The sequence below is a fragment of the Sporolactobacillus shoreae genome, from assembly GCF_004684935.1.
Lineage (GTDB): Bacteria > Bacillota > Bacilli > Bacillales > Sporolactobacillaceae > Sporolactobacillus > Sporolactobacillus shoreae.
Genome location: NZ_SRJD01000012.1, coordinates 1 through 25,723 on the forward strand (window position 1 = coordinate 1; position 25,723 = coordinate 25,723).

Genomic DNA, 25,723 nt, shown 5'->3' on the forward strand with positions numbered 1-25,723 from the left:
AACGATGTCTGGCGTGTTGCCTTCTGGAAGTATAACGCCATCGGCATTCCCATTTCATAAGTTTTCGAGGCTCAATCCCTTCAACCACTTGGCTTACGGCCCACTGGCTCGCTGTCTACGCTTAAAAACCAAAGTTGCCTTCCGTTCTCCAAGACTCGCTACGGATGAGTGGCTAGCTCTTTCCCGACGGGCTTCCCACCCGCTATAAGGCACGACCTTGCTCGGTCGCTCTATGCTTTCTTAACGTACGAAAAAAAAAACCAATTATAGAATAACTAAAATTGGCTCAAATAATCAAAGAATCAGCTTGACGCATACCTGATGTTGTCTTTATGAAATGATAAGCCCGCTTCATAATTAGAGACAGCTAATCCTGGGATGCCTAAATCCGGCTTTGCTGCTGTTTTCTCTTAAATACAAAATGCTTCAATAAAAAGAACGTGGTCAATGATGAAATTGCCATTGAGAGCAGTTTTGAGACATTCTGAGCAACTATACGGTTGGACAAAACATCATCGGTGATATAAAGGCCGGAAATAAAGATTAAATTGCTGACAACAAAACCGATTAACACAACGATCAGGAATAATAATTTCTGTCTGAGAGTCTGATCGGAATGCGTTTTGAAGGTGATCCTTGAATTAAGTAGATAGCTGCAGATCATGGTCAGCCCATACGCTATCGTATTGTAAAAGACAAGGAGCGCATGAACTTTTGTCGGGAAAAGGATAATCAAGATATTCAAAGAACCAAGATCTATGACTGCATTGATCATCCCGATCAAAGAAAACTGTGTAAATTGAAACATGGACCGGCTCCCTTCTGATTCTCACACCAATATCCCGGTTCATTTATTGAAGTTTTTGTTAAAACGTGTCTGCAGTTTTTTCGCTTCAGGTGCTCGCTTTCTGCAGGCCTTATTGATTGTTTCAGACAAGTCCTTTTTCTTCCGTAGCGATTTTCAGATCATCTTGTGTTATCAGATAGAAATCAAGGAGCTGATTTGACGCACGACTCCATCCGAGATCAATACTCGTCTGTCTTGCAGCCTTACCCATCGTTCTGAGATCCAGTTCTCCGGACGTTAGAGAAAGGACTTTTCTGCTCAAGTCATCCGGCTGACTCGGCTGATAAAACAAACCATTCTTCCCATCTTCAATCTGTTCACGCGATGGACCGCTATCGGCTGCAATCACAGGCAGCCCCGAAGCCATAGCTTCAAGTATGACCAGTCCCAGGGTCTCTGTTGTGGAAGGAAACACAAAAATATCCGAGGACGCGTAGACCTCAGCCAGGTCCTGCCCATGCAAGAACCCTGTAAACGTCACATTGGCCCGTCTGAAGCAATTTTCCAACTCTCTTCGATAGGGCCCGTCACCCGCTATCACGAGCCATAATTCTGGAGACCGATCGAGAACATTCTTGATTTTCTCAATCTCCTTTTCCGCGGCAAGCCGCCCAACATAAAGGAGGACTTTTTTATCCGGATGACCCTGAGTGATTCTGCGCCGAACATCGGTGTTTCTCTTCTCCGGGCAGAAGGTCTCAGGATCGACCCCTCTTTTCCACAACTGAACATTTTTAAATTTTCTTTTATCTAATTCTTTTTTAACCGTCAGTGATGTGCAGAGATTTATCTCAGCCTGATTATGTATGAAGCGGAAATAGTGCCAAATTAGCGGCTTAAACAAACCGAGATGATAATAATCCATGTATTGCGCGACATTTGTGTGATAAGAAGCGACCAGTGGGATGCCTAGCCTGCGTGCATAATAGATACCGGCTAATCCCAGCAGAGCCGGATTGACCACATGGACCAGGTCCGGTTGAAAAGCTTCCAGATATTTTTTCACAAGCCTGGACGGTAATGCAAATTGTTTGGTCCGATAAAAGAAAAGCCGTCGGGCGGGAACCCCCTTCACTTCAGCGCCACAATATTCATTAACACCGAGTTCCGGAGCCACCACCATGACCTGATGGCCTTGGGATTCAAGCCACTTGATCGTCTCGCATAAACGCGTGACAATTCCGTCTGTTGATGGAAGAAACGTCTCAGTAATAATCGCTATTTTCATACGAAGCTCCTCCCAAAGACTTTATCGCCAGTTCACCGTCGGCAATATATTTTCTGGGATAACCCGGTCTTTATAATTTATAACCGTATGCAATATATCCCTGATGACATCCTCTGTAAGTAGATGAGGTTCTAGGCCAAGTTTTTCCAGCTTCGTGTGCTTCGCATGAAAAAAGTGTTCTTCAAGCTCAACCCTTGGATCCTTAAGATGATCAATTGAAACGGGCATTCCTTCTTCAGCAGCAACCTTCTGCACTCTTTCAGCGAGGTCGAGCACAGAGAACTCTTCTGTAAACTGGTTGAAAACACGGAACTCCCCATAATCCGCCGGATGTTCCGCAGCAAGTTCAATGCATCTTACGGTATCCTTTATATTCAGAAATCCCCGTGTTTGTCCGCCTTTTCCGTACACAGTCAGCGGATGTCCCACGGCCGTCTGAATGATGAAACGGTTGAGCGCCGTCCCAAAGACGCCGTCATAATCGAGTCTGTTGGTCAGCGCAGTATCCAGCGCCGTTTCATCCGTATACAGGCCGTACACAATGCCCTGGTTTAAGTCTGTCGCACGGAGGCCAAATGTCTTACAGGCGAACATGATATTATGGCTGTCATGCACTTTTGACAAGTGGTACATCGAACCCGGCTGTTTCGGATAGGGCAGAACATCCTCACGGCCTTCATGCTGTATACGGATGTACCCTTCCTCGATCGGAATATTTGGGAACCCGTATTCACCCATGGTTCCCAGTTTAATCAAATGGCATTCCGGGACAAACTCTTTAATGCCGTAAATCACGTTAAGCGTTCCAACCACATTATTCACCTGGGTAAATACCGCATGTTCACGGTCAATCATTGAATATGGAGCTGAACGCTGCTCCGCAAAATGGACAAAGGCGTCGGGAGATACATGTTTGAGTACCTGACTCAGGAAATCATAATGATTTAAATCACCGTCGAATACTTCAATCTTTTTCCCTGTGAGCTCTTTCCACTTCTCAACTCTCTTTTTTAAAGTCAGAATAGGAGTCAGTGAATTGGAATGCAATTCATCATCCCATTTTCTTCTGGAAAAGTTATCGATAATTGCTACATCATGACCTTTTTTTGAAAGATACAATGCGGTCGGCCATCCGCAAAACCCATCTCCACCGGCAATAATAATTTTCATCCCATGACACTCCTATTCTGGAAACATTGAATGATCAATGAATCAAGTGAAATTATCTGAAACCACTACTTGTAACTGAAAGGACAAACAGTGTTCGGCAATCATTGTCATTATATCAACCCAACATGAAAATTTGCTTAATAGAAGATTAAGGTTTTCTCAGAAGCACGGGCTCGTTTTTCTGAAATATAGAAAATATGGGGTCCAAATGAAGCGGTGTTCATCAATAGATGCCTACTTCTGAATATATATGCATCAAGAAAAACGCGGTCTTTTGGCAATTACCCAAAAACCGCGGCTGTTAAGATATGAATTTGATTTTTTATTAAAGATTAGACTTTTTTCTCATTTCATAATCTACAGCTAGATTCCTTCTGTTCGACATCGCATACAGAGACGAAAGGAACAAAAGAAAAGCTGACAGTGTAAAGATGAACTTCACACCGATTTGATCCGTCATGTAACCAATCACCAGGGTGGCTGCTCCGTAAGAAAAGGCATACAGCGTATCTGTTGCAGAATAGACCTTTGCCAGAACATCGGATTTTGTACTCTTTTGAATTATGGTTTCAAATGAAACGGTCTTCAGTTGTTCGAATAAACCAACCATCAGGGAAATCAGAAGTGCAGAAAGCGGGATTGAATTCCAGCCAAAAAAGAGCGTTAAAAAGGATGTCGCTAATAAACCAACGAGAGAAGTAAGAATCAGATGCTTATCTATAAAAGTAGCACTGGAAACCGTTAGAAATCCGCCAATGATCAGGCCCGCAAAGTAGGTAAAGTTGATGTACCCCCACCATGATTCATTGACATGCAGCGCATGATTGACAAAAATATAGACAATGGCCGCCATCCATACGGTTGAAGCCACTGAGCCTATGACTTCTACAACGCTGATGATCCGTAATGCCGGTATGTGCCAAATAGCGATCCAGCCGGCCTTCATTCCATCCATCTTATTTCCGGGTTTCACTTTTCCATGATTGAAACACATCCCGGGTTGTTCCTCAATCAGCATCATTAAAGCTGTTGAGGCAATGAACAGTAGAAAAGTGATTCCAATCATGCTAAATCCGCCTAAAAAAGCAGCTAGGACTCCTCCGAGCGCCCAACCGCTCATATTTATAGACTGATCCATGATCGCCAGAAAACCATTGGCTTTCACTAGTCCTTCTCTGTCGATGAGAATGGGAACCATGGCATTACGTGCAGGCGTCGCCCAGCCATCCAGAAAACTGATTAATACTACGAAAAGAAACAACTGTGGAAAAAAATGAGCAACGAAATGGGTTTGAAGAAGAACAGCGAGAACCAATAAGAGAAAGGTTTTGCCCATCTGTGAACGGACGAGCGATCCCTTCAGACCGATCTGATCAAGAATAAGCGGAGCCAGCAGTCCGCTGATAAAGCGGGAAAAAGTAGTAAAAAAAGGGACAAGTGACATATAGAAAGCAGACTTTGTCAGTGCGTAGACTTCAGTCATTAGCCCGACAATATAAAAGACGTCCCCGCAATTAGCCAGAGACTGGCCCATCCAGAGAAATCGGAAAGAATATTTTTTTGCCATTGTATTTTTTCTCCTCATTGTTGTGAGAAAGTAACCACAGGAAAACAAGCGGATACATGATGTTGTCCACCCATTTCGTACGCTTACTTTTTCATATTTTTTTACTGGAGTCTAATACAATGACAATTACATATTTGAGATTTCCCCTTTTGAATCGTACCTGACAATAATTGAATTTTAGCAGGATTATTCATCACGAACAAGGAAAATTAATGGATCAAGTTCAAAGCATTCACAGATTGGCTTGCCCATTTCTTGCTTTTCTGAGAATTTCCTGCTCACGCTCCGCACTCATTCCTGCTCTCCACTCATAGTCAGACGGTCGCCCGCTCGCCCATTCAGCTGTATCCCGGATTGTCTCTTGAATCGGACGAAACAAGAGCCCTGCTTTGACCGCTTTTCTGTTATCAACCATCTGAAATCCTGACATATTTTCTTTCTCCGGAATCCAGAGAGGCATTTCCATCCAGTAGCCGACATCTTGTTTTAGTAAAAAATCTTCCTCCGCCCATTGAAGCTGCGTTTGTGAACTCAATGATGTGACACTCGATTCAAGAAAAGCTTTCATCGTCAGAGGTTCTTTCGGACCCGTTGCATGGTAGACTCCTGTCTGTTTTTTCTCGACCATATCCAGAATCCATGAGGCTAGATCCCGAACATCAATCCATTGAACGGGCGCTTCAGGGTTCCCAGGTGCGAGAACCGTTCCGCCTTTTCTAATCCGCCAAGCCCAATAGGTAAAACGGTCCGTCGGATCATGTGGCCCGACGATCAGGCCCGGACGAATAACCAGTGACCGCCCAGGCATGACTTCCTGAACGACTGACTCGCAAAGCGCCTTAAGCGGGCCGTAATTATCTTTTCCAATATCTTCAACTGCTTCATCGTCTAATTTTCCTACCTCTGCTTGCTCAGTGATATTTGACTTGCTGAAATCCTGATACACAGAAATACTTGAAATGAAGGTATAATGATCGGTTAACTGAGAGAGCAACTGCGCGGATTGACGGACAATTCTCGGAACATATCCCGATGTATCGATCACTGCATCCCATCTTCTGTTTTTTAAAACTTCCAGGTCTCCGTCCCGGTCTCCATGCAGCTGTTCAATGTCTGAAAATACTTCTGGATGATGCCCACGATTGAATAGCGTCATTGAATGGCCTCTTTTTTTGGCAATCTCAGCAAGATGCCTTCCCAGAAAAACGGTTCCGCCTAATATAAGAATTCTCAAAGATTCAGCACCTCTTTTCTAAAATAAACGTTTTTTTTACACGATGAGTTACACAAATCCTGAAATTTATAAGAAGACTGACTTCTTTTTACAAAACAACAGCCATGCTACAGAAGCGCATAAATAAAAGACCTCAAACAGAGGTCTCCTACTTTAGGAATACTGATGCAACTATAAAGCCTATTATAATGACAAAGATAAGTATTCCAATACCTTTCCAGCCTAAACTGCCTGCCAAATCAGCAAGGTTTCCATTTTTAGCCCTATTAAATGCATCGTTCACATTTCCAGTTGGGTTTCTTTTTAATTCTTCTTGTCTTAGTCTTTCTCTTCTTCTTTCAGGTGTTTCTTTGTCTTCACCCATTGCCACACCCCCATTTTCTTCATCCTCTTCAAATAAATCTTGTCTTAATGGTTTATTATTTTCATGTAAAAAACAGCACTCTTTTAGAAAACAGGCTCAAAAGTTATTAGCACCATTTCTAAGCCCAGAAAATTTTTCAAATGTAGATTTCCAATCCATCTTTTGATTTGTTTTGATTGCATGCAGCCATTCGTGAAAAACAGGCTGCAGTCCATAGAAAGAACTTACTCTATCGAACAATAAACCTTTTGATTCATTGGTACAGTAGTAAGACAATACTTTCTTGGTAAAATCAGGTCCAAAATTCCAATACAAACCTGCGAAATCGAAAGCCGGATCCCCAATCTGGGCATCTGTAAAATCGATAATGCCGCTCAAGCACCCGTCCTCCTCATCATAAAGCATATTGGATGCAGAAAGATCGCCATGTATGACAGCTTTTTTATAAGAAAATTTGGGGTAATTACTGATGAAATTAATAAATACCTCATTGACTTCATCATGCTGCTGACTGTTTAAAATTGGAAATACATGATTTTTAACCGATGCATACAATGTTTTCCAATAATTAAGAGTGTGAATAGTATGCAGCTGCGTTTTTTTTAGTTCTGATGGACTGATACTGTGCAATTTGGACAGAAAGTCACTTATTACTTTTGCGTTTTCCGGATTCTTGCTTATATCTTTAATCGAATTTTCGTTCAATGATTTGCCTTGTAAAAAAGAATATTTAACGGCTTTTAGTTTGCCCCCCGAATACAACATTTCATATCGAGGTATTTTTAACACGGGTTCTTTCAATGCCAATTGTTCTAAAATAATACATTCATCTTGTACCTGAGTCAGAAATTGCTCTGACTTAGGAAATCTGAAGACTAATTCTTTATTAATAATTAAGATGTCGTTATCCCAGCCCTGATTAATTGTCTGAACTTCATTTATATTTAAATCAGGCAAAACGTCCTCGACGAATCTTAACATTTCTTTTTTTAGCATTGATTTAGTTAGCCTCTTTTGCTGAGTCGACAGATACCTCTAATAATTGTTATCCTTTCAGAGATGGCGAAGTGAACTTCGTTAACCAGCCGATCAGTTTTTTGAACGAAGTCTTGCAGATGGTTTCCTTCATCAGCAAAAACTCGCACGTAACATTAATTACATTGTAATGCCCCTACCCTTGTTTTTCCATTCTCTTTACTATAACTGCTTTACTTGTGATCTAAGTCTGACCGGTGGTACTATTATATTCAGAAAGAAACGATTGATCTTAAGAGATGGAGAAGAATCAGTTGAAGAGTCAAGAACTTTCACACGGCAATAAAAAAGGACACGTGAATAAGCACTTTTTAATCCTACTTGGCTTAGTGATGGGTCTTAGGGAATTATCAATGACCATGCTGAACCCGTTTATTTCAACATTTGGAAAGCAGCTGATGTACAGTACCCCTTTTTTGGCGGGTATCGCCCTGGGCATTTACGGATTGACCAATGCTTTTTTCCAGATACCGTATGGTATTTTGAGTGATACCAAGGGCAGAAAAAAGTTCATGCTACTTGGCCTTTTTCAATTATTTGCAGGTTTGCTTATCGCCGGGCTTACGTCAAACATCTATGTCTTCATCGTTGCACGTGCACTTCAGGGAAGCGGCGCCATTATGGGCATTGCGTATTCATGGGTAGGTGACAAGTCTCCCATCGGTAAAAGCAATCAGGCCATGGGATTTGTCGGTATGATTGTAGCCCCTTCTGCAGTCATCGCATTTGTTCTCGGTCCGATGTTTTATCAGTGGATCAGCCTGAAATGGATGTTTCTCGGAGCGGCATGCCTTGTCGGCCTGGCCATCCTGCTCGTTTTATTCTTCACACATGAAATGCCAAATGCCGCAGATATCCCGGACCACTCTTGGAAGCTGTTCAGTCGTGTCCTCAGAAACAGGAATCTCCTTCTCATCAGCTATCTTGGCATTGCGTATAACTTTATCATGGCTTCTCTCTTCTTTATATTGCCTGAGAAGTTCAGCACGTATATGAGCATCGGTCATTTGTGGCTTGTTTTTGCTCCCGCACTGGCTATCGGCATGTTCACGATGATGCTTGGCACTCATACCGCGGATAGCGGGCATTTTAAACAAGTTGCTCTGGTCTCTTTGCTCCTCCTGGGTTCAGGATTTGTGGTGCTTTTGTGGCAGTCATTGCCTGCCGTGTTCTTATCGGCTATATGCGTCATCACCGGATATATGTGCATGACAACCATCCTGCCTTCGTATATCAACAACCTGTTTCCACCCGAAAATCGTGGAGCGGCCAATGGAATACTGCAGACATTTACATTCCTTGGATTCTTCCTCGGCCCGACGATCAGCGGCATTTGTATTCAGTCGGGACATCCGGACCTGATCTATGGATGTGTCATCATACTCACTTTGCTCGGCTTCACTTCAATGCCCTTTATCTCATCTTTGATTACTGATTGACTTGCGAGTGAATCAAAGTCTTCTTTCCCATTAATTCGATCCCAGCAAACAACCATTCTCGTCCAGCAGACCATGAATGGTCGGAACGACAAAATCCGAATAACGCGATAGTGTCTGCTTTGTACCGATTCCTGACAGAACACCAACACCATAAGCCACATGCTTGGAGAATTGCATGTCGGTCTCGGTATCACCTACGTAGATTACCTCTTTGGGAAGGAGGCTGAACCGCTCACAGAAAGCAGACGCCATGTCTGCAGCAGGCTTTTGCGGGTATCTGTCAGATGTCGCGATAAAACTTAGATCATCCATGACATGGATCGCCTCCATTGTGAAGACGGAAGGCATATAATCATCACCGGTAGCCACACCAATGATGTAGCCCAGTTTTTTCAGCCTGCAAAATAGACCATGAACGTCACCAATCGGCGTGATAAAGGTCGAATCCCTTTTCAATTGCTGTAAGTATTGCACTTTGACATCTTCCGTAACCTCCTGTACCGGGAAGTCAGTCGCATGACTGATGATGACCGCAATGTCTTTTAAACTCCCTTCGGCAATCACCCCGCCCTCGATCACCCTTCCATTCACAATACCCAGTTGCTTCAGAATACTATTTTTTTGCGTACGTTTTTCTGACGGAATCCCCTTGCAATAGTTTTCGACGATAACGGAAGTGGCTTCAGCCCATTTCTCACTAAAAGTCACCAAAGTACCGTCTTTGTCAAAAAGAATGCCTTTAATCATTCAGCATCACCAGCATGACTTATAAATTTGTTTTCCCATTGATTATATCCGCAAATTGTATCAACACAGTGTCGCAAATGTAAATGAATAAAATACGATGCAAAAATGACTAAAATGGTATAGGTCTAAAAAATAGTTTCTGCACATTTGACATTTTCAAAGATCTGGTATATTCTCATCAATGTAAGTGATCACTTGCATATATGAAAAGGTCTGATAACCATGGTTGAGCGAAAAGATAACACATCTGAACGAATCATCAACGCCTTTATTGAACTGTTCCGGGATTATGGCTACAAGGGAACGACAACACGTGCGATCGCCGGGCGTGCCGGTGTGAATGAGGTGACGATCTTCCGGCATTTCGGGAGCAAAAAGGGCATTCTGGAAGCTGTCTCCCAATCCATTTCGTACAGCCCATTTCTGGAGAAAGTGATTGATGAACAGATAACCTGGGATCTGGAACACGATCTGCTGATTATCGCGGACAGTTATCAAAAGTATTCCGAAAAAATAGGCGATTTAATATGGATCAGCATCCGGGAATCAGGCATGTTCTCGGAGTTTGATGAAGCTGTCCTGGGTATTCCGTTGCAACTGAAAAAGATCCTGATGGGCTATTTCACGAACATGCATGAGCGAGGCAAGCTCATTGACACGGATATTGAACTTCAGGCAATGAACTTTCTTTGGTTGAATTTCGGGTACTTTTTATCACTCAGTCGTTTTGGTGATGGCATTATATCAAGACCTAAAAAAGATTTTCTGACTTATAGCGTCCAGCTTTTCGCCAGGGGATTAACCCCCTGATTTTTTTAGAAGTAAAAGCAAGTAAGCACTTACTTTAAAGGAGGAACAAAAATGAAATCACTGAAGCAATTTTTCAAGTATCGTGAAACATGGCTTGGGATAGCCACAGCGTTTGTCTTTATGCTTATTTTCTTCTCTGTGTGGATGACGGCGTATAACGGCGTTTCAGATCGGGTGAATCAACTGAAAATAGGCGTTACAAATCAGGATCAGAACATGGGGACCACCATCGAAGATAATTTGAAGAAGAACTTGCCATTTGACGTAAAAACATATCAGTCAGTCGACACCGCAAAGCAGGAAATGAATCGTCGAAATCTGGACATGGTCATTCAGATTCCAGCCACTTTCTCAGAACAATTGCAGACAAGCGGCCGTGCAGAGATTAACTATTTTATTAATCAAGCGAATGCCTCTCTCGCCAAGCAAATCATGGAAGGCACTGCCCAGGATGTCACCAGCACGATTAACGACAACATATATGCTTATAAACAAAAAGTCATTCTCTCCCAATTATCCAAGCAGTTGAGTACAGCAGTTCCTTCACAGGAGCTCGCCCAAAATATTTCGGCAAGTATTTCACATGCGATGCAATCATTGACGCTTCACTCTATTCATTCTTCAATTATCAAAACAAATAATGTGAGTGGTTTTCCGGCAACCATGGTTCCCTTATTAGTTGTTCTTGCTTCATTTGTCGGTTCGATGATCATGAGCCTGAACTTGAATGGTGCCGCCATGAAAATGAGGCAATCGTTTAATAAATGGTCCGTTTTTCTCTCCAGACAGATGATTAATGTAGGTGCCGCTGTTCTTCTGGCCGTTATCTCACTCATTTTTATGGCAATCTTTAAGATTGATCTCCATACACCCTTGCTGGAAACGTGGGCCTTTCAGACACTTGTCTACTTCTCATTTCTCAGCCTCACGCAAATGTTTGTCATTCTTTTCGGACCGGCCGGCATGCTGTTCAACATTCTTTCAATGGCGTTGCAGCTCGTCACTTCAGGCGTGATCGTTCCGAAGGTGATGCTTTCTGATTTTTATCAGACTTTGGGTTCGCTTCTCCCGGCTACCTACGTTGCCGATGGATATTACACAGTCATCTTTGGCGGTGTCAGTCTTCCAAATGATACATCGCTCCTGCTTGCCGTTTCCGCAATAACACTACTTATAGCGGCTGTGAGAGTCTTGTTTCAGAGAACTCAATTGTCTGAGACCAGCGAACTTGATGAATTAACTGGGCAAACAGAACAATAATTATTGTTCTGAGCAACTCTAAACCACCCACTTCAAATAAAATAAAAAATAAGACTGTTTCTGAGATACTCTTGATGTTATTAGAAACAGTCTTATTTTTATTTACAGCCACCACTGTACGGCAAGTGAAACTATTGACAAAACACCCCAACAAATAAATCCGAGCACTATTGGTTTACCGCCATTCTTCACAAGCTTCACGACGTTGGTGTTCAAACCAATGGAAACCATGGCCATCACAATCAGGTATTTTCCGCATTGCACGAGGAAATTGATCACTGCCACCGGGAGCGGCAGAAAAGTGCTGATCACGGAAGCCGTAACGAAACCAAGCACAAACCACGGGAATACTTTTGAAAAGTGATACCCACCCTGGCCTTTCTGCGTTGTTTTTCGTGAATAGTAAAAGGAAAGAACCAGTGTAACAGGTATGATCATCAGTGTCCGGGTCAGCTTGACGATCACTGCGAGATTACCCGCGGCATGACTGAATGTATATCCTGCTGCCACAACCGACGATGTATCATTAACCGCCGTCCCTGTCCAAAGTCCAAAACTTTGGTTACTCATACCCATTACATGTCCGAGAAAAGGAAATAAAAACGCTGCAATCACATTAAAGAGAAAAATGGTGGATATCGCATGGGCCACTTCCTTTTCATCTGCACGAATCACGGGGGCAGCTGCAGCGATCGCAGATCCCCCGCAAATGGCCGTGCCAACTCCAATAAGGGTCTGCGTTTTCCCCTCAATTTTCAACAGTTTCCCGGCGATATAAGCGGTCAGAAATGCGGCTGCCAGAGTAAATACAAGTAACTCAAGCGTCTGGCTTCCTACTTTTATAATGTTAAACAAATTTAGTCCAAAGCCCATCAGGACTACAGAATATTGCAACACCTTTTTTGAAGTATATTTGATTCCTTCTTCGAACAAGACGGGCCTTCTCCAAACGGATAGCAGCATGCCTGATAATATACCCAGAATCGGGCTGCCGACAAGCGGGAAGAAGGTCCCGATCAGACAAGCGGGTATTGCAAGAACTGCCGCTAATATAATACCTGGCAATTTAATTGTGAATATTTTCACATGATCACTCCTTATGTCGGTAATTATAAGACTTGCGCATAGATCATTAAAATATTATTATTTTATAATCATAATAAGCAATTAGTTATGGATGATGAACTGTGACATTCAGACATCTACGAATATTCATCACGCCCCTTTTTAAGGGCTCTTTTTTGTATAAAAACTGCACTGTTTGAGTTTTTTTTCGTACAAATAAAGTTGACACAGTTAACTGTTTATTGTTAGAATACAAAACAGTTAACACAGTTACCTATTCTAGGAAAGGATCCGTGTATTTATGGAATTAGACTCGATTCAGACATTAATCAAGGACTACCTGGAGCTTTCTGTTTTTACAAAAAATCAGGTGCGCGAAACAGTCGAAGAAATGACCCGCGAACATTTCATCACTTTTGAACAGTTTTGCATGATGCGGCTGATTGAACAGCACCCCGGAATCAGTCCGATCCAGATTGCAGAGAGGCTCGACATTAATAAGAGCGGCGTCAGCATCCGGATCAGCAGGTTGCTCGACAAGAAATTTATCGAGAAAAGAAAAATAGATAATCGAAGTTTCGGCCTTTATAATTCTGAAAAAGGTCACGCCATTTTCAATGAAGGAGAAAAGAAAATACAGTCACTTGTTGAAAAATGGATTCAAGAGCTTGGCGAACAGGACAGCCGCGAATTTATACGCATCTACAAGAAAATTAACACGATCATCACGAGATTGAGGGCTGAAAAATGAAAAAAATAATTTCTCTCCGCTGGGTATTTCTGGCCGTCTGGATTGTCGGCCTTATCGCACTTATTATGACATCCCCTGATATGAATCAGCTGGTACGTGAGAAAGGCGGCTACTCTTTCCCGGACAATTATTCCTCAAGTATTGCCGGCAATCTGGAGAAAAAGATCGGTGGGAGCGGCAACGGTACGACTTACCTGGCGGTTTTCCACTCCGAAAAGGGTCTTTCTCAAAAGAATATGGACGCGATTCAGCAAACCCTTCAGAAGGTTAAAAACAACAAAGCTTCATTGCATATCCAAAGCATCACTGACAGTTTCGATAACAAGAGCTTGAAGAATGAATTGGTGTCCAAAAATAATAAGACCCTGATGGCAATGCTTCAGATTGAGAATAATAAGAATCTTTCGGTTCACCAGGAACGTACAGCGATTGACGCGCAAATAAAAACGAATGGTGTCACGACCTACCTCACCGGACAACAGTTGATCAATGACGACATGAGCACTGCCGCTCAGGCGGGACTGCAAAAAACAGAATGGATCACGGTCGTTTTTATTCTTGTCGTGTTGCTTCTTGTCTTTCGTTCGGTAGTCGCACCGTTTATTCCACTGGTTTCCGTGGGTATCAGCTATGTCGTCGCTCAATCTGTCGTAGCTTTTCTGGTCAAATATTTTAACTTCCCAATTTCAAACTTCACACAGATTTTTATGGTCGCAATCATGTTTGGCATTGGGACCGATTACTGTATCCTCTTGCTGAGCCGATTCAAGGAGGAACTGGCAAACGGAAAAGATAAGTATGAAGCGACACTAAATACCTTCAAAACAGCCGGAATCACTGTCCTGCACAGCGGTATTCCCGTTTTTATCGCATTTCTTTCACTTGCCTTTGTCCAGTTCTCCCTGTATCGCAGTGCTGTGGCTGTCGGCGTCGGTGTCGTCTTTCTGTTGATTGCCCTGTTTACGATTCTTCCTCTGTTCACAGTTACGCTCGGTAACAAGCTTTTCTGGCCAATGAATAAGAAAATTGAACAATCCAAGAGTGGAATCTGGGCTTGGGCCGGGAATCTTGCATTTACACGACCGATTATTGCCCTGCTGATCGTCGCGTTGTTCACGGTTCCTCCGATCATCACTTACCATGGTCAGCCGTCATTCAATTCACCCGAAGAACTACCAAATATCTACGCGTCAAAAGCCGGCTTTAACGTTGTTTCAAAAGATTTCGGCGCAGGGAATATTTCACCAGCAACCATTTATTTTCAGAACGATGAAAACATGAGGTCAACTGATTACGTTGCTTTGATGGAGCGTCTTTCTGAACAGATCTCAAAGGATCCGCATGTGGATAAAGTGCTAAGTGTGTCGCGTCCGCTTGGAAGCCGTCTTAGCGACATCTATGTCAAAAATCAGGCAGGTACCTTGCATAGCGGACTAGCCAGTGCATCCAACGGATTAGGTCAAATAAAAAGTAATCTGAGTAATACAAGTAAAAAAATAAAATCTTCCCAGCCCCAGCTGAACAGCGCGATCTCGAATATCGGCAAACTGCAGGCAGGAACGAAGGCAACGAACAGTGGGATCAGCAGCATGCAAAGTGCCCTCTCCCAGATTTCGAGCGGTGTCAAATCAGGCGCATCAGGCACGTCTGAGATTATGAAAAATATTCAGAGTGCGAAGAGCCAGCTGGCTCAGCTGCAGTCCGGAGAAAGCCAGATTCAGAACGGCTACCAGCAGGTCGCTGCGAATCTGCAGAGAATTTCGGATCAGCTGAAACAGTTCTCTTCATCAGGCAGCCAACCGGCGATTGATACTTCACAGTTGACCAATATTTCAAATCAAATAATGAAAGATCTTACCTATTACGCTACTACGCATCAAGGGGTAAGTAAGGATCCTTCCTTTTTAAAAATTGAGTCCGATTTTTCCCAGCTTTCCGATTCAATGAATGCTATCCAAACAGCCATTACTCAGCAAACACAAAAAGCACAGGCTCAAATCAACCAATTAAACACCGGTATCCAATCTTTGGCTGATGCCATGAACCAATTAAACAATCAATCTGCTAAAATCTCCAGCGGGCTGAACCAGTTCCAAACCGGCATGTCGCAGATCAATGCAGGGCTGAGCCAGCTTGAAAATGGGCTGAACAAGGCTGGAAGCGGCCAGGATCAAGTCATTGCCAAAATGCCGCAGATTACGGATGCGCTGAATCAGATTGCTTCCGGCCAGAATCAGATGAAAACAGGATTCGGGCAGGTTCAGAGCCAGATGAGCACGCTGTCTTCTGGATTGGCCCAAGGTTCCGATGGGGCGAGCAAGATTCAAAATGGCATTAACACCGCCAATAGTTTCATAGATAACTGGACACATCTGTCCTACGATAACTCAGGGATCTATGTACCGGACTCCATTTTCTCCAACAATGATTTCAAAAAATCACTCGATCAATATATGAGCAAAGATGGCAAGGTCGCTAGCATCAGCGTGATCATGAAGGACGATCCCTATTCAAACAAGGGCATCAGCAACTTCCAGTCGTTGAAGAATCAGCTTCCCTCAATGCTTAAAGGAACGAAGCTTGAGAATGCACATATCGGAATTGGAGGTATCGCAAGTTCAAACAGCGACACCCAAAAAATGGAGAGTTCAGACTATTCCCGCGCACTGACCTTCGTTCTGATCGGCGTCTTCATCGCGCTCGTCATTGTCCTTCGATCTCTGACGATGCCGATCTATCTGATGGCTTCACTGCTGCTGACCTATCTCGCTTCACTTGGATTCAGCGAACTGATTTTCACAAAACTCTTTCATTACTCCGGCCTGAGCTGGACAACACCTTTCTTTGCCTTCATCATTCTCATGGCTCTGGGGATTGATTACTCAATCTTCGTCATGACACGCTTTAATGAATATGCCAATATGGCAATAAAGAAGCGAATGCTTCTGACACTCTGGCACATGGGTAACGTCATCTTTTCCGCTGTAATTATTCTGGCCGGGACATTTGCCGCGATGCTCCCCTCAGGTATGCTTTCGTTGATGGAAATTGCGACAACGACAATCATCGGCCTGGCGCTCTACGCGGCGGTTGTCATCCCGCTCTTTGTACCCGTTATGGTTAAGTTCTTCGGACGTGGGAACTGGTGGCCTTTTATCGAACGAAAATCAAACCCATTATCATCTGAAGAAAATCATGCGGACTGAAATCACCAATTTCCAATAAGGGAGAGGGAAAAATGGTAAATCAAACAGTACTCGTTACCGGGGGAACCGGTTATCTGGCTTCCTGGATCGTCAAAGGGCTTCTGGAAAAAGGTTATGATGTCAGAATCACCGTCAGGAATAAGGCTGATGTAAAAAAATATGAGCATCTGCTTCATATTGAAAAGGCAACAGAAGGCCATCTGTCCGTCTATGAAGCAGATTTGCTTAAGGACGGAAGTTTTAACGAAGCTGCCCAAGGATGTGACGTTGTTTTTCACACGGCGTCCCCCTTCTTTATCGCCGGAATAAAAGATGCTAAAAAAGATCTGATTGAACCTGCAAAAAAAGGAACACAGAATGTTTTAAATGCGGTAAACAGAGCGAGGACTGTCAGACGAGTTGTGCTGACCAGCAGTGTCGCCGCCATCTATAGCGACAATTGTGAACTTAAAGGGAAAACTGCTTTTACTGAGGCCGACTGGAATGAAACAAGCAGTCCCAGTCACCAGCCCTACAGCTTTTCTAAGACAGTCGCTGAAAAAGAAGCTTGGGAGATGTGCAAAAAACAGGATAAATGGGATCTGGTAACAATCAATCCCTCATTTCTCCTTGGTCCGTCTCTGACGACAAGGAAAGATTCCACAAGTATTTCAACGATTGTCGATTTTCTAAGCGGCAAATATAAGTCAGGTGTCCCGGATTTTTCAACCGGATACGTTGACGTTCGCGATGTTGCGAAAGCGGAGATAGCTGCAGCGTTCACAGAAGATGCTTCTGGAAGATACGTGCTTTCCGCAGGAGAAGCCTCTTTAGCGCAAATTGCTGCAACCCTAGAAAAATGCTTTCCAGGCCAATATCCTCTACCAAGACGCGTTGTTCCTAAATTCCTTTTCTGGCTGATCGCGCCACTGTTTGGCTATTCGAGAAAAGTGGTTTCAAGGAATGCGGGATATCCTCTTAGGTTTAACAACGGGAAAAGTGTCGGAGAACTGGGGATGTCCTACAAAAATCTTGAAAAAACTCTGACTGATCAGAAGGAACAGTTGGAGCGTGACAAAATAATTTAAAGAAACAATAGAGTCATATCTATTGTTTCTACAATGAAATCAGCCCAATGTACTCAATGAACTAATTTCAATCGTTTTTGGAAGCAATTCACCCGCAAAAGTGAATTGCTTTTTTTATACAATCCATTGGTAAGTACCGGGTTCAGGTACTTGCTATTACTCTCAAATTATGACATGATATGTGTCAAGACAGGTGTAAAGATGAAACGTTTGCGTGTCAAACGAATGGATATTTCAATAATCAAAATGGATCTTTACTCCATAATTTTCTCTGTCTCGAGGAGGTAACAACGACTTCGATCATCAAAAATAACCACTTAATTCAGGCATCAGAATGCAGAGCTAAACCGTACATCAATCCGGAACAAGCGACTTATTGTGTTCATATCTTCGTTTACCAAAAAGCGACATAATCAGTAAAAAAAGAGGCGCAGACATTCATGAAAAAGAACAGATCCTTGTGGATGGTAAAACTTAACACAGCTTCAATTGCATTAATACCGGCTGCAGTAGCCATCAATTATATTGGTAAGTTATTTGCTGAAACGCTAAAGCTTCCGCTATGGCTGGATTCAATTGGAACAATTTTTGCAGGCATCCTTGGCGGACCCATTCTTGGTGCACTTTCCGGCCTGATAAATAACGTTATTTATGGTCTGACTGTAAGTCCCGCTTCTGCAGTATATGGCATCGCGAGCATAGCCATAGGTGTTGCATCCGGCCTTCTTGCTTATTACGGAATGGTAGGTAAGCTGTGGAAGGTTATTATTTTCGGAGTAATCGTCGCTTTTGTATCCTCGATTGTCTCAGTTCCGCTGAACTATATTTACTATGGCGGCCAGACAGGCAATGTCTGGGGAGATGCCGCCTTTGCATTTTTAAATGCTCACCATGTTAATATTATCCTGTCATCATTTATCGATAATATATCAGTGGATGCCCCTGACAAGATTGTCAGCTCCATTGTCGCTTTTGCCGTTTTCAGTGTTCTGCCTAAGAGATTGATTACTCTTTTCGATAATAGTCAGGAAACAACAACTCTTGACTAAGTCAGAATCACGCTGCTAGTACTCTATCCTTCTGAAATATGGTGAGGAGAAATCGTTTTGCAGAATATCTCGCTCTATGTCAATAAAAAATCCTTTGTTCACGATGTAGATTTTTTAACTAAGCTGATCTATATCTTTGTGTTTATTGCGATTCCCATTATATCAGGGTCGGTAATCATCGGTTTGCTTGCTATACTGATAAGCTTGATTCTACATACCTGTGCAGGCGTTCTGAAAAAGTTGATTCCAATAGTTGCGCTTTCTCTTTTTGTTCTTCTGTCTGTTATTATTGTGCAGGCTGCATTTATACCTGGTTATCACATCGTGTTTTTTTCATTAGGCCCTGTTCACTTCTATCAGGAAGGCCTGATCCATGCTTCGTTGATTATCGTTCGTTTTTTGGATATCCTTCTGGTTTCCTCGCTGACTGTTTTGACGACGCGGCCTTCTGATATTGTGGAGACACTTCAGCGCAAGGGCCTTTCTCATCGAATGGGATACGTGATCAATTCAATCTTTCAGATCATTCCACAAATGGTCTCGTCGATGAAAACCATTTCAGACGCCCAGCGCTCAAGAGGTATGGAAACAGAAGGGAATCTTTTTGTCAGAGTCAAAGCCTTCCTGCCGCTCATCGGGCCGGTTGTGATTAGCTCCTTAGTAGGTACCCGCGAGCGTGCTATGGCACTGGAAGCGAGGGCATTCAGCGCAGACGCGAAACGAACCTATTTTCATGAAGAAATGAAGTACCGGTACAAGACTCCGGTAAGAATCATCTTGCTTCTACTGTTGGTTGTTTCTATCATTTGGAGGGTATTATGAGTAAAGTCGTCGTCAACAACCTGAAATACAGATATCCATTGACTGAAAATCTTGCAATCAACGGCCTTACATTTGAAATTGAACAAGGTGAACTAATTGGTATCATTGGTCGGAATGGGGCTGGAAAATCGACACTCTGCGCTGCTCTGACTGGATTAGTTCCACATTTTTTTAAAGGTGCGTACGGCGGTTCGGTCCATATAGACGGGATTAACGTCAAAGAAAGTAAATTAAGCTATATTTCCCGGGAAGTCGGCATTGTCTTTCAAAATCCCTTTACACAGATGACTGGAGCCAAAGAAACGGTGAAAGAGGAACTGGCCTTTGGCCTGGAGAATCTCGGCGTGCCAAAATTGGAAATGCTCAGACGTATTGAGGATGCACTGAACCTACTGGAAATTGATCACTTACGCGATAAAAATCCTCTTGAACTTTCCGGAGGGCAAATGCAGCGCGTCGCGATCGCCAGTATTCTTGTGATGCATCCCGGACTGCTCGTGCTCGATGAACCGACTTCCCAACTTGACCCACAGGGCACAGCCGAAGTCTTTAGAGCGATCAAAAAGCTGAGCAATCAAGGTATGACAATAATCATGGTTGAGCATAAGATTGAGGAGATTGCTGAATACGCTGATCGAGTAATGTTTCTGGATAACGGAAAGATCGTTGCTTTTGATACACCGACTAACGTATTTTCAATGAATCATCTGGAGGAACACGGCCTGCGTCCACCAGTTTTTACGAGAGTCTGCAAGGGCCTGGGCATCCGTGACCTATCGGGCCTCTATCCAGTAACCCTTTCTGAGGCAGTGAACGAGGTGCAAAAATTTAATGAATCTGATTGATGTCCAAAACCTACATTTCTCATATCCGGAAGGCATTGAACTGTTAAAAGGAATTGATCTTGCATTCGATCACCGCAGTACCGCCATAATCGGACAAAATGGTGCCGGAAAAACGACATTCGTCAAGCTTCTCAAAGGCCTACTGAAACCTGTTTCCGGTGATATTCTGATCAATGGCGTTAACACTAAGGAAATCAGTGTCGCCAAACTTGCTGCTCACATTGGACTGGTGTTTCAGAACCCCGGTGACCAGATTTTCAAAAGCAGTGTATACGACGAAGTTATTTTCGGCCCGCATAACATTGGGATTCCCGAAGACGAGGCAGATGAAAGCACGAAAAAGGCTCTGATAGAGGTCGGACTCGAAAACAAAGTAAACGACAATCCCTATGACCTCTCGTTCTCAGAGCGCAAATTGATCAGCATTGCTTCTATTCTGGCTATGAATACCCAGATTGTATTACTTGATGAACCAACAATTGCACAGGATGATTACGGCAAACAGCTGATTCAAGGGCTGGTCAGAAAGCTTGAGGGTGAGGGACGGCTTGTCATTTCCATACTTCACGATATGGACTTTGTCGCGGAGACATTTACGAGAACTCTGGTCTTTCAAAACGGCAAAGTCACCATGGATAACGACACAAAATCTGTTTTTTCACAAACCGAGGCAGTCCGGAGGGCATATCTTGAACCACCGCATGTCACTCAGCTGGGCAATCGGCTCGGTTATACAGAAACCTATCTGACCGCAGAGCAATTCGTGAAAGACAGTCTCCGGAAAAGGGAAGAATTTAAGCAATAAGCAGATGGAATGAGGAGTAACAATAAGGCGGAAACGTAGTACGTGGTTATCTCTCTACCTTATTTTACTCTCAAAAATCTATAATCGTGTATCTCACACATCGGCTGCCTTCTTTACTGGCAGCCGCTTCGTTTCAGAAAAAAGCTGAAGAAAAGTCCGAGGATCACTATCAATCAATGAGACGCTTTCTGAACGTCGTTCGGAATGCATTCTCAATCAGTCTGGTAGTTGATCCCTTCCATTATAAACCTCCTCATCTTTTTTAATGATTGTTGGGTCATATATCCCACAATTCCCTCGGGTTCAGCTCATACTCACCGTTTTTTCGATACATGAACTGAGTGATAATTAGTTCTCTGCGCAGTGTCGCATAATCCGGATGAAATTGCTGTAAGTATTCACTGATCTCTTTTTCCGGATAGATTCTCCCAAATTCGAGTCCTTTAATGATGTGGGATAAGATAACCAGTCTTTTCTTACGCTGTGCCGGAATGTTCTTCAGCTTGCCTTCAGGTGTAAAAAAGTTGCTGAGAATAGCTGCCCGTTCTGCTTCTGTAACTGACATTTCGGAATCCCCCTCTTTTTTACCCAAGAATAAAATGGCTTGGGTGCTGCTCTCCAGAGCCTTAGTGTCAAGTGAAAAATAAATGGTGTTTTTATCACGACGTTCCTTGATCAAGCCTACTTCACGTAATTTCGCCATGTGATGGGTGATCGTTGGTGGCTTAAGAGAAAGTTTTCCGGCAATCGCCTGGCCATGAAGCGGTCCCTGCTGTAGCAGGGCAATAATACGAATTCGCGTTAAATCACCCAGTGCTTTATGAAATTCGACGATTCGGTTAATTTGCATTGTAGCACCTCTAGGATGTTTATCAATTGTCTAATTAGATATTAGTATAATTATTAATTATATACAAGTACTGAATCTTATCTTCCCGATTCAATCACTAATTTTCTCAAAATGCGGATGGCTTGCTCCATCTCCTTCTGTGAAGCGTAGGCATAAGATAAACGTAAATATTGCCGTGCACCGCGGTCATACAATATCCCTGGATTAAGCAAAATGCTTTTTTTCAAAGCCCGTTCAAATAATTGCCGTGGATCGATCGCTGGAACTAGATTCAGCCAAATGTAGAATCCCCCCTTGGGAACACGCCATCTTCCAATATCTGAGAAATAAGTATGCAGCAAATCAATCAGATCATCGCGTCTTTTTCTCAATTGCTCCCGAACCAAAGAAACTTGCTTCTCATATAACCCCGTTCTCAGAAATTCTCCGGCCACCCATTGTGACAGCGAACTCGCGCCATAGTCACTTTGCATTTTAATGTCGGCCAGCCGATCAATGACCGGTTGCGGCCCCACAATCCAGCCGATTCGGAGTCCTGGGCTCAGTACTTTTGAAAGACTGCCAATATAGAGCACATTCCCGGTCTTGTCCCTACTTTTCAACGCAGGCGGTGGCGGCGCTTCGAACCAAAGATCACGATAGACATCATCCTCAATAATCGGCAGACGTTCTTTCTCACAAACAGAAAGCAACTGTCTCCTTCTGTTTTCACTCATAAGCGTTCCAGTCGGATTGTGAAAAGACGGGATGGTGTAGACAGTCGTCCCATGATATTCTCTCTTATAATCAGCCAATTTTCCTGGATGCAGGCCTTCCGCATCCATTGGCAAACTGACAAAACGCATGCCTGTTGATTGAAAAACATGAACAGAATATAAATAAGAAGGCTTTTCCAGCATAATGGCCGACCCACGGTCAAGCAATCCGTTCGAAATCAGCTGCAAAGCCTGAAGTGCTCCCGAGACGACAAGAATCGATGAAGAACCGGCAGCAATGCCAATCCCTTTCAAATATTGAGAAACCTGTTCCCGGAGATGTAAATCGCCTTTGGGTTCCTGATAACCCAGAGCGAGTGATTGGGCAGGCGTTTTTCTGAGCAAATCAGCAAATGTATCGGAAGGCAAAAGATCGGGACTAAGTTCGCCTGTCCCTATACGAATGATGGCGGGATCAAATTCGGCTTCATTAATTTTCCGAATCATGGGTAAATTGGGTTTGTATTGACCGGATTCCACATATGTTTCCCAATTAACCATTTGTTTTCCTGCCATCAGCCCCCATGTATTGTTTACAACCATTGTACCGCCGCCGCGATTTCCTTCAATCAATTCCTGCGCGGCAAGCTCCTCAAAGGCTGCTATCACCGTACTACGGTTAACCAACAATTCTTCCGCCAAATTTCGCTGTGAGGGTAACCTACTGCCAACCACCCATTCGCCGGTTCGAATCTTTTCTTTTATGTAATCTGTTACTTGCACGTGCAGTGGAACAGATGATTGCCGGTCCAGAATCATTACGTATACCCCTCTCGCTCAATAGTTTGGTTGGTTAAAAAAAACGTATGCTACTTTTTTATCCATGATAGCACAGTTTGGCTGGTTCATTTTTGATAATTTGGCTGGTGACTTCCGGTTGTTAATTCAGGAAAATAGAGAAGTACGAATGGATCTAATTGTCTCGGGAGGCTTATTCGATGTTACCAGCAATCATTCACGGTTTTTTTCTCGCATTAGGTTTGATTCTGCCGCTTGGTGCACAGAACATTTTTATTTTTAATCAAGGGGCACGTTCGAAACGTTTTACGGAAGCATTGCCGTCCATCCTAGCTGCTTCCCTCTCAGATACACTACTCATTTTTCTTGCCGTTGCCGGCGTTTCTTTACTGATTCGCTCATTCCCTTTGCTTCAGAACATTTTTCTAGTGATCGGACTTATTTTCTTAATTCTGATCGGCTGGACCATATGGAAAAATCCCTCGGCTGACAAAAAGAATCAAAGTCAGCGTCTCTCCATAAAAAAACAAATTCTGTTCACTCTTTCCGTTTCACTGCTCAATCCGCACGCGGTTATGGACACGATTGGGATTATCGGCACGAATGCCCTCCACTACTCTGGAAGCACAAAATGGGCATTCGCCGCTTCCTGTGCGACTGTCTCATGGATCTGGTTCTCAGGACTTTCACTTGCAGGGCATTTTCTTACAGAACGATTGGCTAGCCGCAGCAGGTCACTCGTTCTGATCAACAAAGTTTCAGCACTTATCATTTGGGGGATCGCATTATATTTAGGCTTTGTTCTGCTTCGTACATAAAAGTCTCCTTCTGACTTGACCAAAAACTAATTATCCGATATATTAGAAGCAAATAGTGAACGATGTTTACTTTTTTATCACCGTTTAAATTTGGAGATGTTCCATCATAGGTATTTCAGAAAGAAAAGCAAAAGAGAAAATGGACATGCGGAGAAAGATACTTGGCGCTGCAAGAAAATTGATACGCGAAGAAAATGTAGAAGGCATTTCAATCAGAAAAATTGCCCGATTAATCGAGTATTCCCCAGCTACGATCTATCACTATTTCGACAGCAAGGAGCAGATCGTCGAAGAGTTAATCACTGAAGACTATGATCGAATGATTGATACTCTATCCGCTCATCCGGTTGCAAGGGAGTCACTGGGCGAGGCTTTGAAGAGCAATATCGCAAGCTACATCAATTTAGCAATTGAAATGGGAGACTTGTATAAAAAAGTCATGTTAAGCGATGCGCCGGCTATGCTTGTTCGTTCAGCTGTGCTCTACAAAGGCGCTGCAACTGAACGGCCTGCCTTGGCAATGCTCTACCATGCATTGAGGGAACTTCGCAGTCTTTCCGAGCGCAGTGATTCAGATGTGGAAACGATTGTTCAAGTGATTTGGAGCACTCTTTTTGGGTTGTCTTTGAGGATGATGATTGAGCATGTGAACGAGGAACAAAAGCAACGTCTGATCAACCAGACGGTTGAACTGATCGTGAACGCTATTGAAAAAAGGGGAAGATGAACGTAATGAAAAAGATAATCATCTATGCGACAAAATACGGCAGTACGGCAGAAGTTGCTCAACGTCTGAAAAAAGTCATGGGACAAGATTGTGAACTGTTCAACGTGATGAAAGACAATGTCCCCCCGCTCGATTCATATGAAACGGTCATCCTCGGCGGTTCCATTTATATGGGAAGAATTCAAAAAAAGCTGTCGCATTATATCACTGGGCATCTTGAAGAGCTGCTGACTAAGAAAACAGCCCTCTTTCTCTGCGCCGGGCATCCAGATGAAAAAACCAGACAAGACGAATTGAAAAACAATTATCCGGAATCGCTGTATAAGAAAGCTATTGCTAAGGATGTTTTGGGCTATGCCCTTAATTATGAGAAAATGGGCTTCTTAGACCGGATGATATTGAGCAAAGTCACAGGAAATAAAGTGAGTACTGACGAATTTTATGATGATCGGATCGACGCTTTTGCAAAAGCTTTGAATTAATCATGCCTATTGATTCATTCCTTTTTACATACCAAACGGGGC

24 protein-coding genes are annotated in these 25,723 nt (G+C 43.2%); 13 read left to right on the forward strand and 11 right to left on the reverse strand.

What is annotated here, in order from left to right; all coding sequences use genetic code 11:
* Positions 1 to 382 precede the first annotated feature (382 nt).
* The 7 genes from E4665_RS10840 to E4665_RS10870 form a co-directional block, all read right to left on the reverse strand.
* Positions 383 to 808, reverse strand: a complete 426-nt coding sequence (locus E4665_RS10840) for a GtrA family protein (protein ID WP_135348814.1) — start codon at positions 806 to 808, stop codon at positions 383 to 385.
* Between the two features lie 121 nt (positions 809 to 929).
* On the reverse strand, positions 930 to 2,075 hold the full coding sequence (locus E4665_RS10845; protein ID WP_135348815.1) for a glycosyltransferase family 4 protein: 1,146 nt from the start codon (positions 2,073 to 2,075) through the stop codon (positions 930 to 932).
* A 21-nt stretch (positions 2,076 to 2,096) separates the two neighbouring features.
* Entirely contained in the window at positions 2,097 to 3,245 is a 1,149-nt protein-coding gene (locus E4665_RS10850) for an NAD-dependent epimerase/dehydratase family protein (protein WP_135348816.1), read from the reverse strand.
* A gap of 325 nt (positions 3,246 to 3,570) precedes the next feature.
* Positions 3,571 to 4,812, reverse strand: coding sequence for an MFS transporter (locus E4665_RS10855; RefSeq protein ID WP_135348817.1), 1,242 nt, complete (start codon positions 4,810 to 4,812; stop codon positions 3,571 to 3,573).
* Positions 4,813 to 5,044: 232 nt separating this feature from the next.
* Complete coding sequence (locus E4665_RS10860) at positions 5,045 to 6,046, reverse strand: NAD-dependent epimerase/dehydratase family protein (RefSeq protein WP_135348818.1); 1,002 nt, start codon at positions 6,044 to 6,046, stop codon at positions 5,045 to 5,047.
* 148 nt (positions 6,047 to 6,194) lie between these two features.
* Positions 6,195 to 6,410, reverse strand: coding sequence for a DUF6366 family protein (locus E4665_RS10865; RefSeq protein WP_135348819.1), 216 nt, complete (start codon positions 6,408 to 6,410; stop codon positions 6,195 to 6,197).
* 96 nt (positions 6,411 to 6,506) lie between these two features.
* Positions 6,507 to 7,406 (reverse strand): aminoglycoside phosphotransferase family protein, encoded by a 900-nt coding sequence (locus E4665_RS10870; protein WP_135348820.1) that lies wholly within the window; start codon positions 7,404 to 7,406, stop codon positions 6,507 to 6,509.
* Between the two features lie 293 nt (positions 7,407 to 7,699).
* Between E4665_RS10870 and E4665_RS10875 the strand changes: the two genes are divergently transcribed.
* Entirely contained in the window at positions 7,700 to 8,884 is a 1,185-nt protein-coding gene (locus E4665_RS10875; RefSeq protein WP_167815185.1) for an MFS transporter, read from the forward strand.
* 30 nt (positions 8,885 to 8,914) lie between these two features.
* Here the strand turns inward: E4665_RS10875 and E4665_RS10880 are convergent, their stop codons facing one another.
* Positions 8,915 to 9,631 (reverse strand): HAD family hydrolase, encoded by a 717-nt coding sequence (locus tag E4665_RS10880; protein WP_135348822.1) that lies wholly within the window; start codon positions 9,629 to 9,631, stop codon positions 8,915 to 8,917.
* A gap of 222 nt (positions 9,632 to 9,853) precedes the next feature.
* Between E4665_RS10880 and E4665_RS10885 the strand changes: the two genes are divergently transcribed.
* Entirely contained in the window at positions 9,854 to 10,441 is a 588-nt protein-coding gene (locus tag E4665_RS10885) for a TetR/AcrR family transcriptional regulator (RefSeq protein WP_135348823.1), read from the forward strand.
* 51 nt (positions 10,442 to 10,492) lie between these two features.
* Positions 10,493 to 11,701: a YhgE/Pip domain-containing protein gene (locus E4665_RS10890; RefSeq protein ID WP_135348824.1), complete on the forward strand. Its 1,209-nt coding sequence runs from the start codon at positions 10,493 to 10,495 to the stop codon at positions 11,699 to 11,701.
* Between the two features lie 102 nt (positions 11,702 to 11,803).
* Here the strand turns inward: E4665_RS10890 and E4665_RS10895 are convergent, their stop codons facing one another.
* The gene (locus E4665_RS10895; protein ID WP_135348825.1) at positions 11,804 to 12,787 is read right to left on the reverse strand and encodes a YeiH family protein; all 984 of its coding nucleotides are present in this window, start codon (positions 12,785 to 12,787) and stop codon (positions 11,804 to 11,806) included.
* A 280-nt stretch (positions 12,788 to 13,067) separates the two neighbouring features.
* On the opposite strand from E4665_RS10895, the gene E4665_RS10900 reads away from it, so the two are divergent.
* From E4665_RS10900 to E4665_RS10930, 7 genes are all read left to right on the forward strand, one after another.
* Positions 13,068 to 13,517 carry a MarR family winged helix-turn-helix transcriptional regulator gene (locus tag E4665_RS10900; protein ID WP_135348826.1) on the forward strand — a complete coding sequence of 150 codons (450 nt, stop codon included), beginning with the start codon at positions 13,068 to 13,070 and terminating at the stop codon, positions 13,515 to 13,517.
* Positions 13,514 to 16,723, forward strand: coding sequence for an MMPL family transporter (locus tag E4665_RS10905; RefSeq protein WP_135348827.1), 3,210 nt, complete (start codon positions 13,514 to 13,516; stop codon positions 16,721 to 16,723). The genes E4665_RS10900 and E4665_RS10905 overlap by 4 nt, the downstream gene beginning before the upstream one ends.
* A 32-nt stretch (positions 16,724 to 16,755) precedes the next feature.
* Positions 16,756 to 17,790, forward strand: coding sequence for an SDR family oxidoreductase (locus E4665_RS10910; RefSeq protein WP_135348828.1), 1,035 nt, complete (start codon positions 16,756 to 16,758; stop codon positions 17,788 to 17,790).
* Between the two features lie 440 nt (positions 17,791 to 18,230).
* Positions 18,231 to 18,839, forward strand: coding sequence for an ECF transporter S component (locus E4665_RS10915; protein ID WP_135348829.1), 609 nt, complete (start codon positions 18,231 to 18,233; stop codon positions 18,837 to 18,839).
* Between the two features lie 57 nt (positions 18,840 to 18,896).
* Positions 18,897 to 19,661, forward strand: a complete 765-nt coding sequence (locus E4665_RS10920) for an energy-coupling factor transporter transmembrane component T family protein (RefSeq protein ID WP_135348830.1) — start codon at positions 18,897 to 18,899, stop codon at positions 19,659 to 19,661.
* Entirely contained in the window at positions 19,658 to 20,506 is an 849-nt protein-coding gene (locus E4665_RS10925; RefSeq protein WP_135348831.1) for an energy-coupling factor ABC transporter ATP-binding protein, read from the forward strand. The genes E4665_RS10920 and E4665_RS10925 overlap by 4 nt, the downstream gene beginning before the upstream one ends.
* The gene (locus E4665_RS10930; protein WP_135348832.1) at positions 20,493 to 21,311 is read left to right on the forward strand and encodes an energy-coupling factor ABC transporter ATP-binding protein; all 819 of its coding nucleotides are present in this window, start codon (positions 20,493 to 20,495) and stop codon (positions 21,309 to 21,311) included. Before E4665_RS10925 ends, E4665_RS10930 begins: the two co-directional genes overlap by 14 nt.
* Positions 21,312 to 21,588: 277 nt before the next feature.
* Here the strand turns inward: E4665_RS10930 and E4665_RS10935 are convergent, their stop codons facing one another.
* Together E4665_RS10935 and E4665_RS10940 are read right to left on the reverse strand one after the other, a co-directional pair.
* A complete protein-coding gene (locus E4665_RS10935) occupies positions 21,589 to 22,161 on the reverse strand; it encodes a DUF2087 domain-containing protein (protein ID WP_135348833.1) in 573 nt (190 codons plus the stop codon).
* Between the two features lie 77 nt (positions 22,162 to 22,238).
* Positions 22,239 to 23,675 (reverse strand): aminotransferase-like domain-containing protein, encoded by a 1,437-nt coding sequence (locus E4665_RS10940; protein WP_135348834.1) that lies wholly within the window; start codon positions 23,673 to 23,675, stop codon positions 22,239 to 22,241.
* 179 nt (positions 23,676 to 23,854) lie between these two features.
* Here E4665_RS10940 and E4665_RS10945 point away from each other — a divergent pair, with 179 nt between their 5' ends.
* The 3 genes from E4665_RS10945 (at position 23,855) to E4665_RS10955 (ending at position 25,681) form a co-directional block, all read left to right on the forward strand.
* Positions 23,855 to 24,472, forward strand: a complete 618-nt coding sequence (locus E4665_RS10945) for a LysE/ArgO family amino acid transporter (protein WP_135348835.1) — start codon at positions 23,855 to 23,857, stop codon at positions 24,470 to 24,472.
* A 145-nt stretch (positions 24,473 to 24,617) separates the two neighbouring features.
* Positions 24,618 to 25,199: a TetR/AcrR family transcriptional regulator gene (locus E4665_RS10950; RefSeq protein WP_167815186.1), complete on the forward strand. Its 582-nt coding sequence runs from the start codon at positions 24,618 to 24,620 to the stop codon at positions 25,197 to 25,199.
* 5 nt (positions 25,200 to 25,204) lie between these two features.
* On the forward strand, positions 25,205 to 25,681 hold the full coding sequence (locus E4665_RS10955) for a flavodoxin domain-containing protein (RefSeq protein WP_135348837.1): 477 nt from the start codon (positions 25,205 to 25,207) through the stop codon (positions 25,679 to 25,681).
* Positions 25,682 to 25,723: the final 42 nt, after the last annotated feature.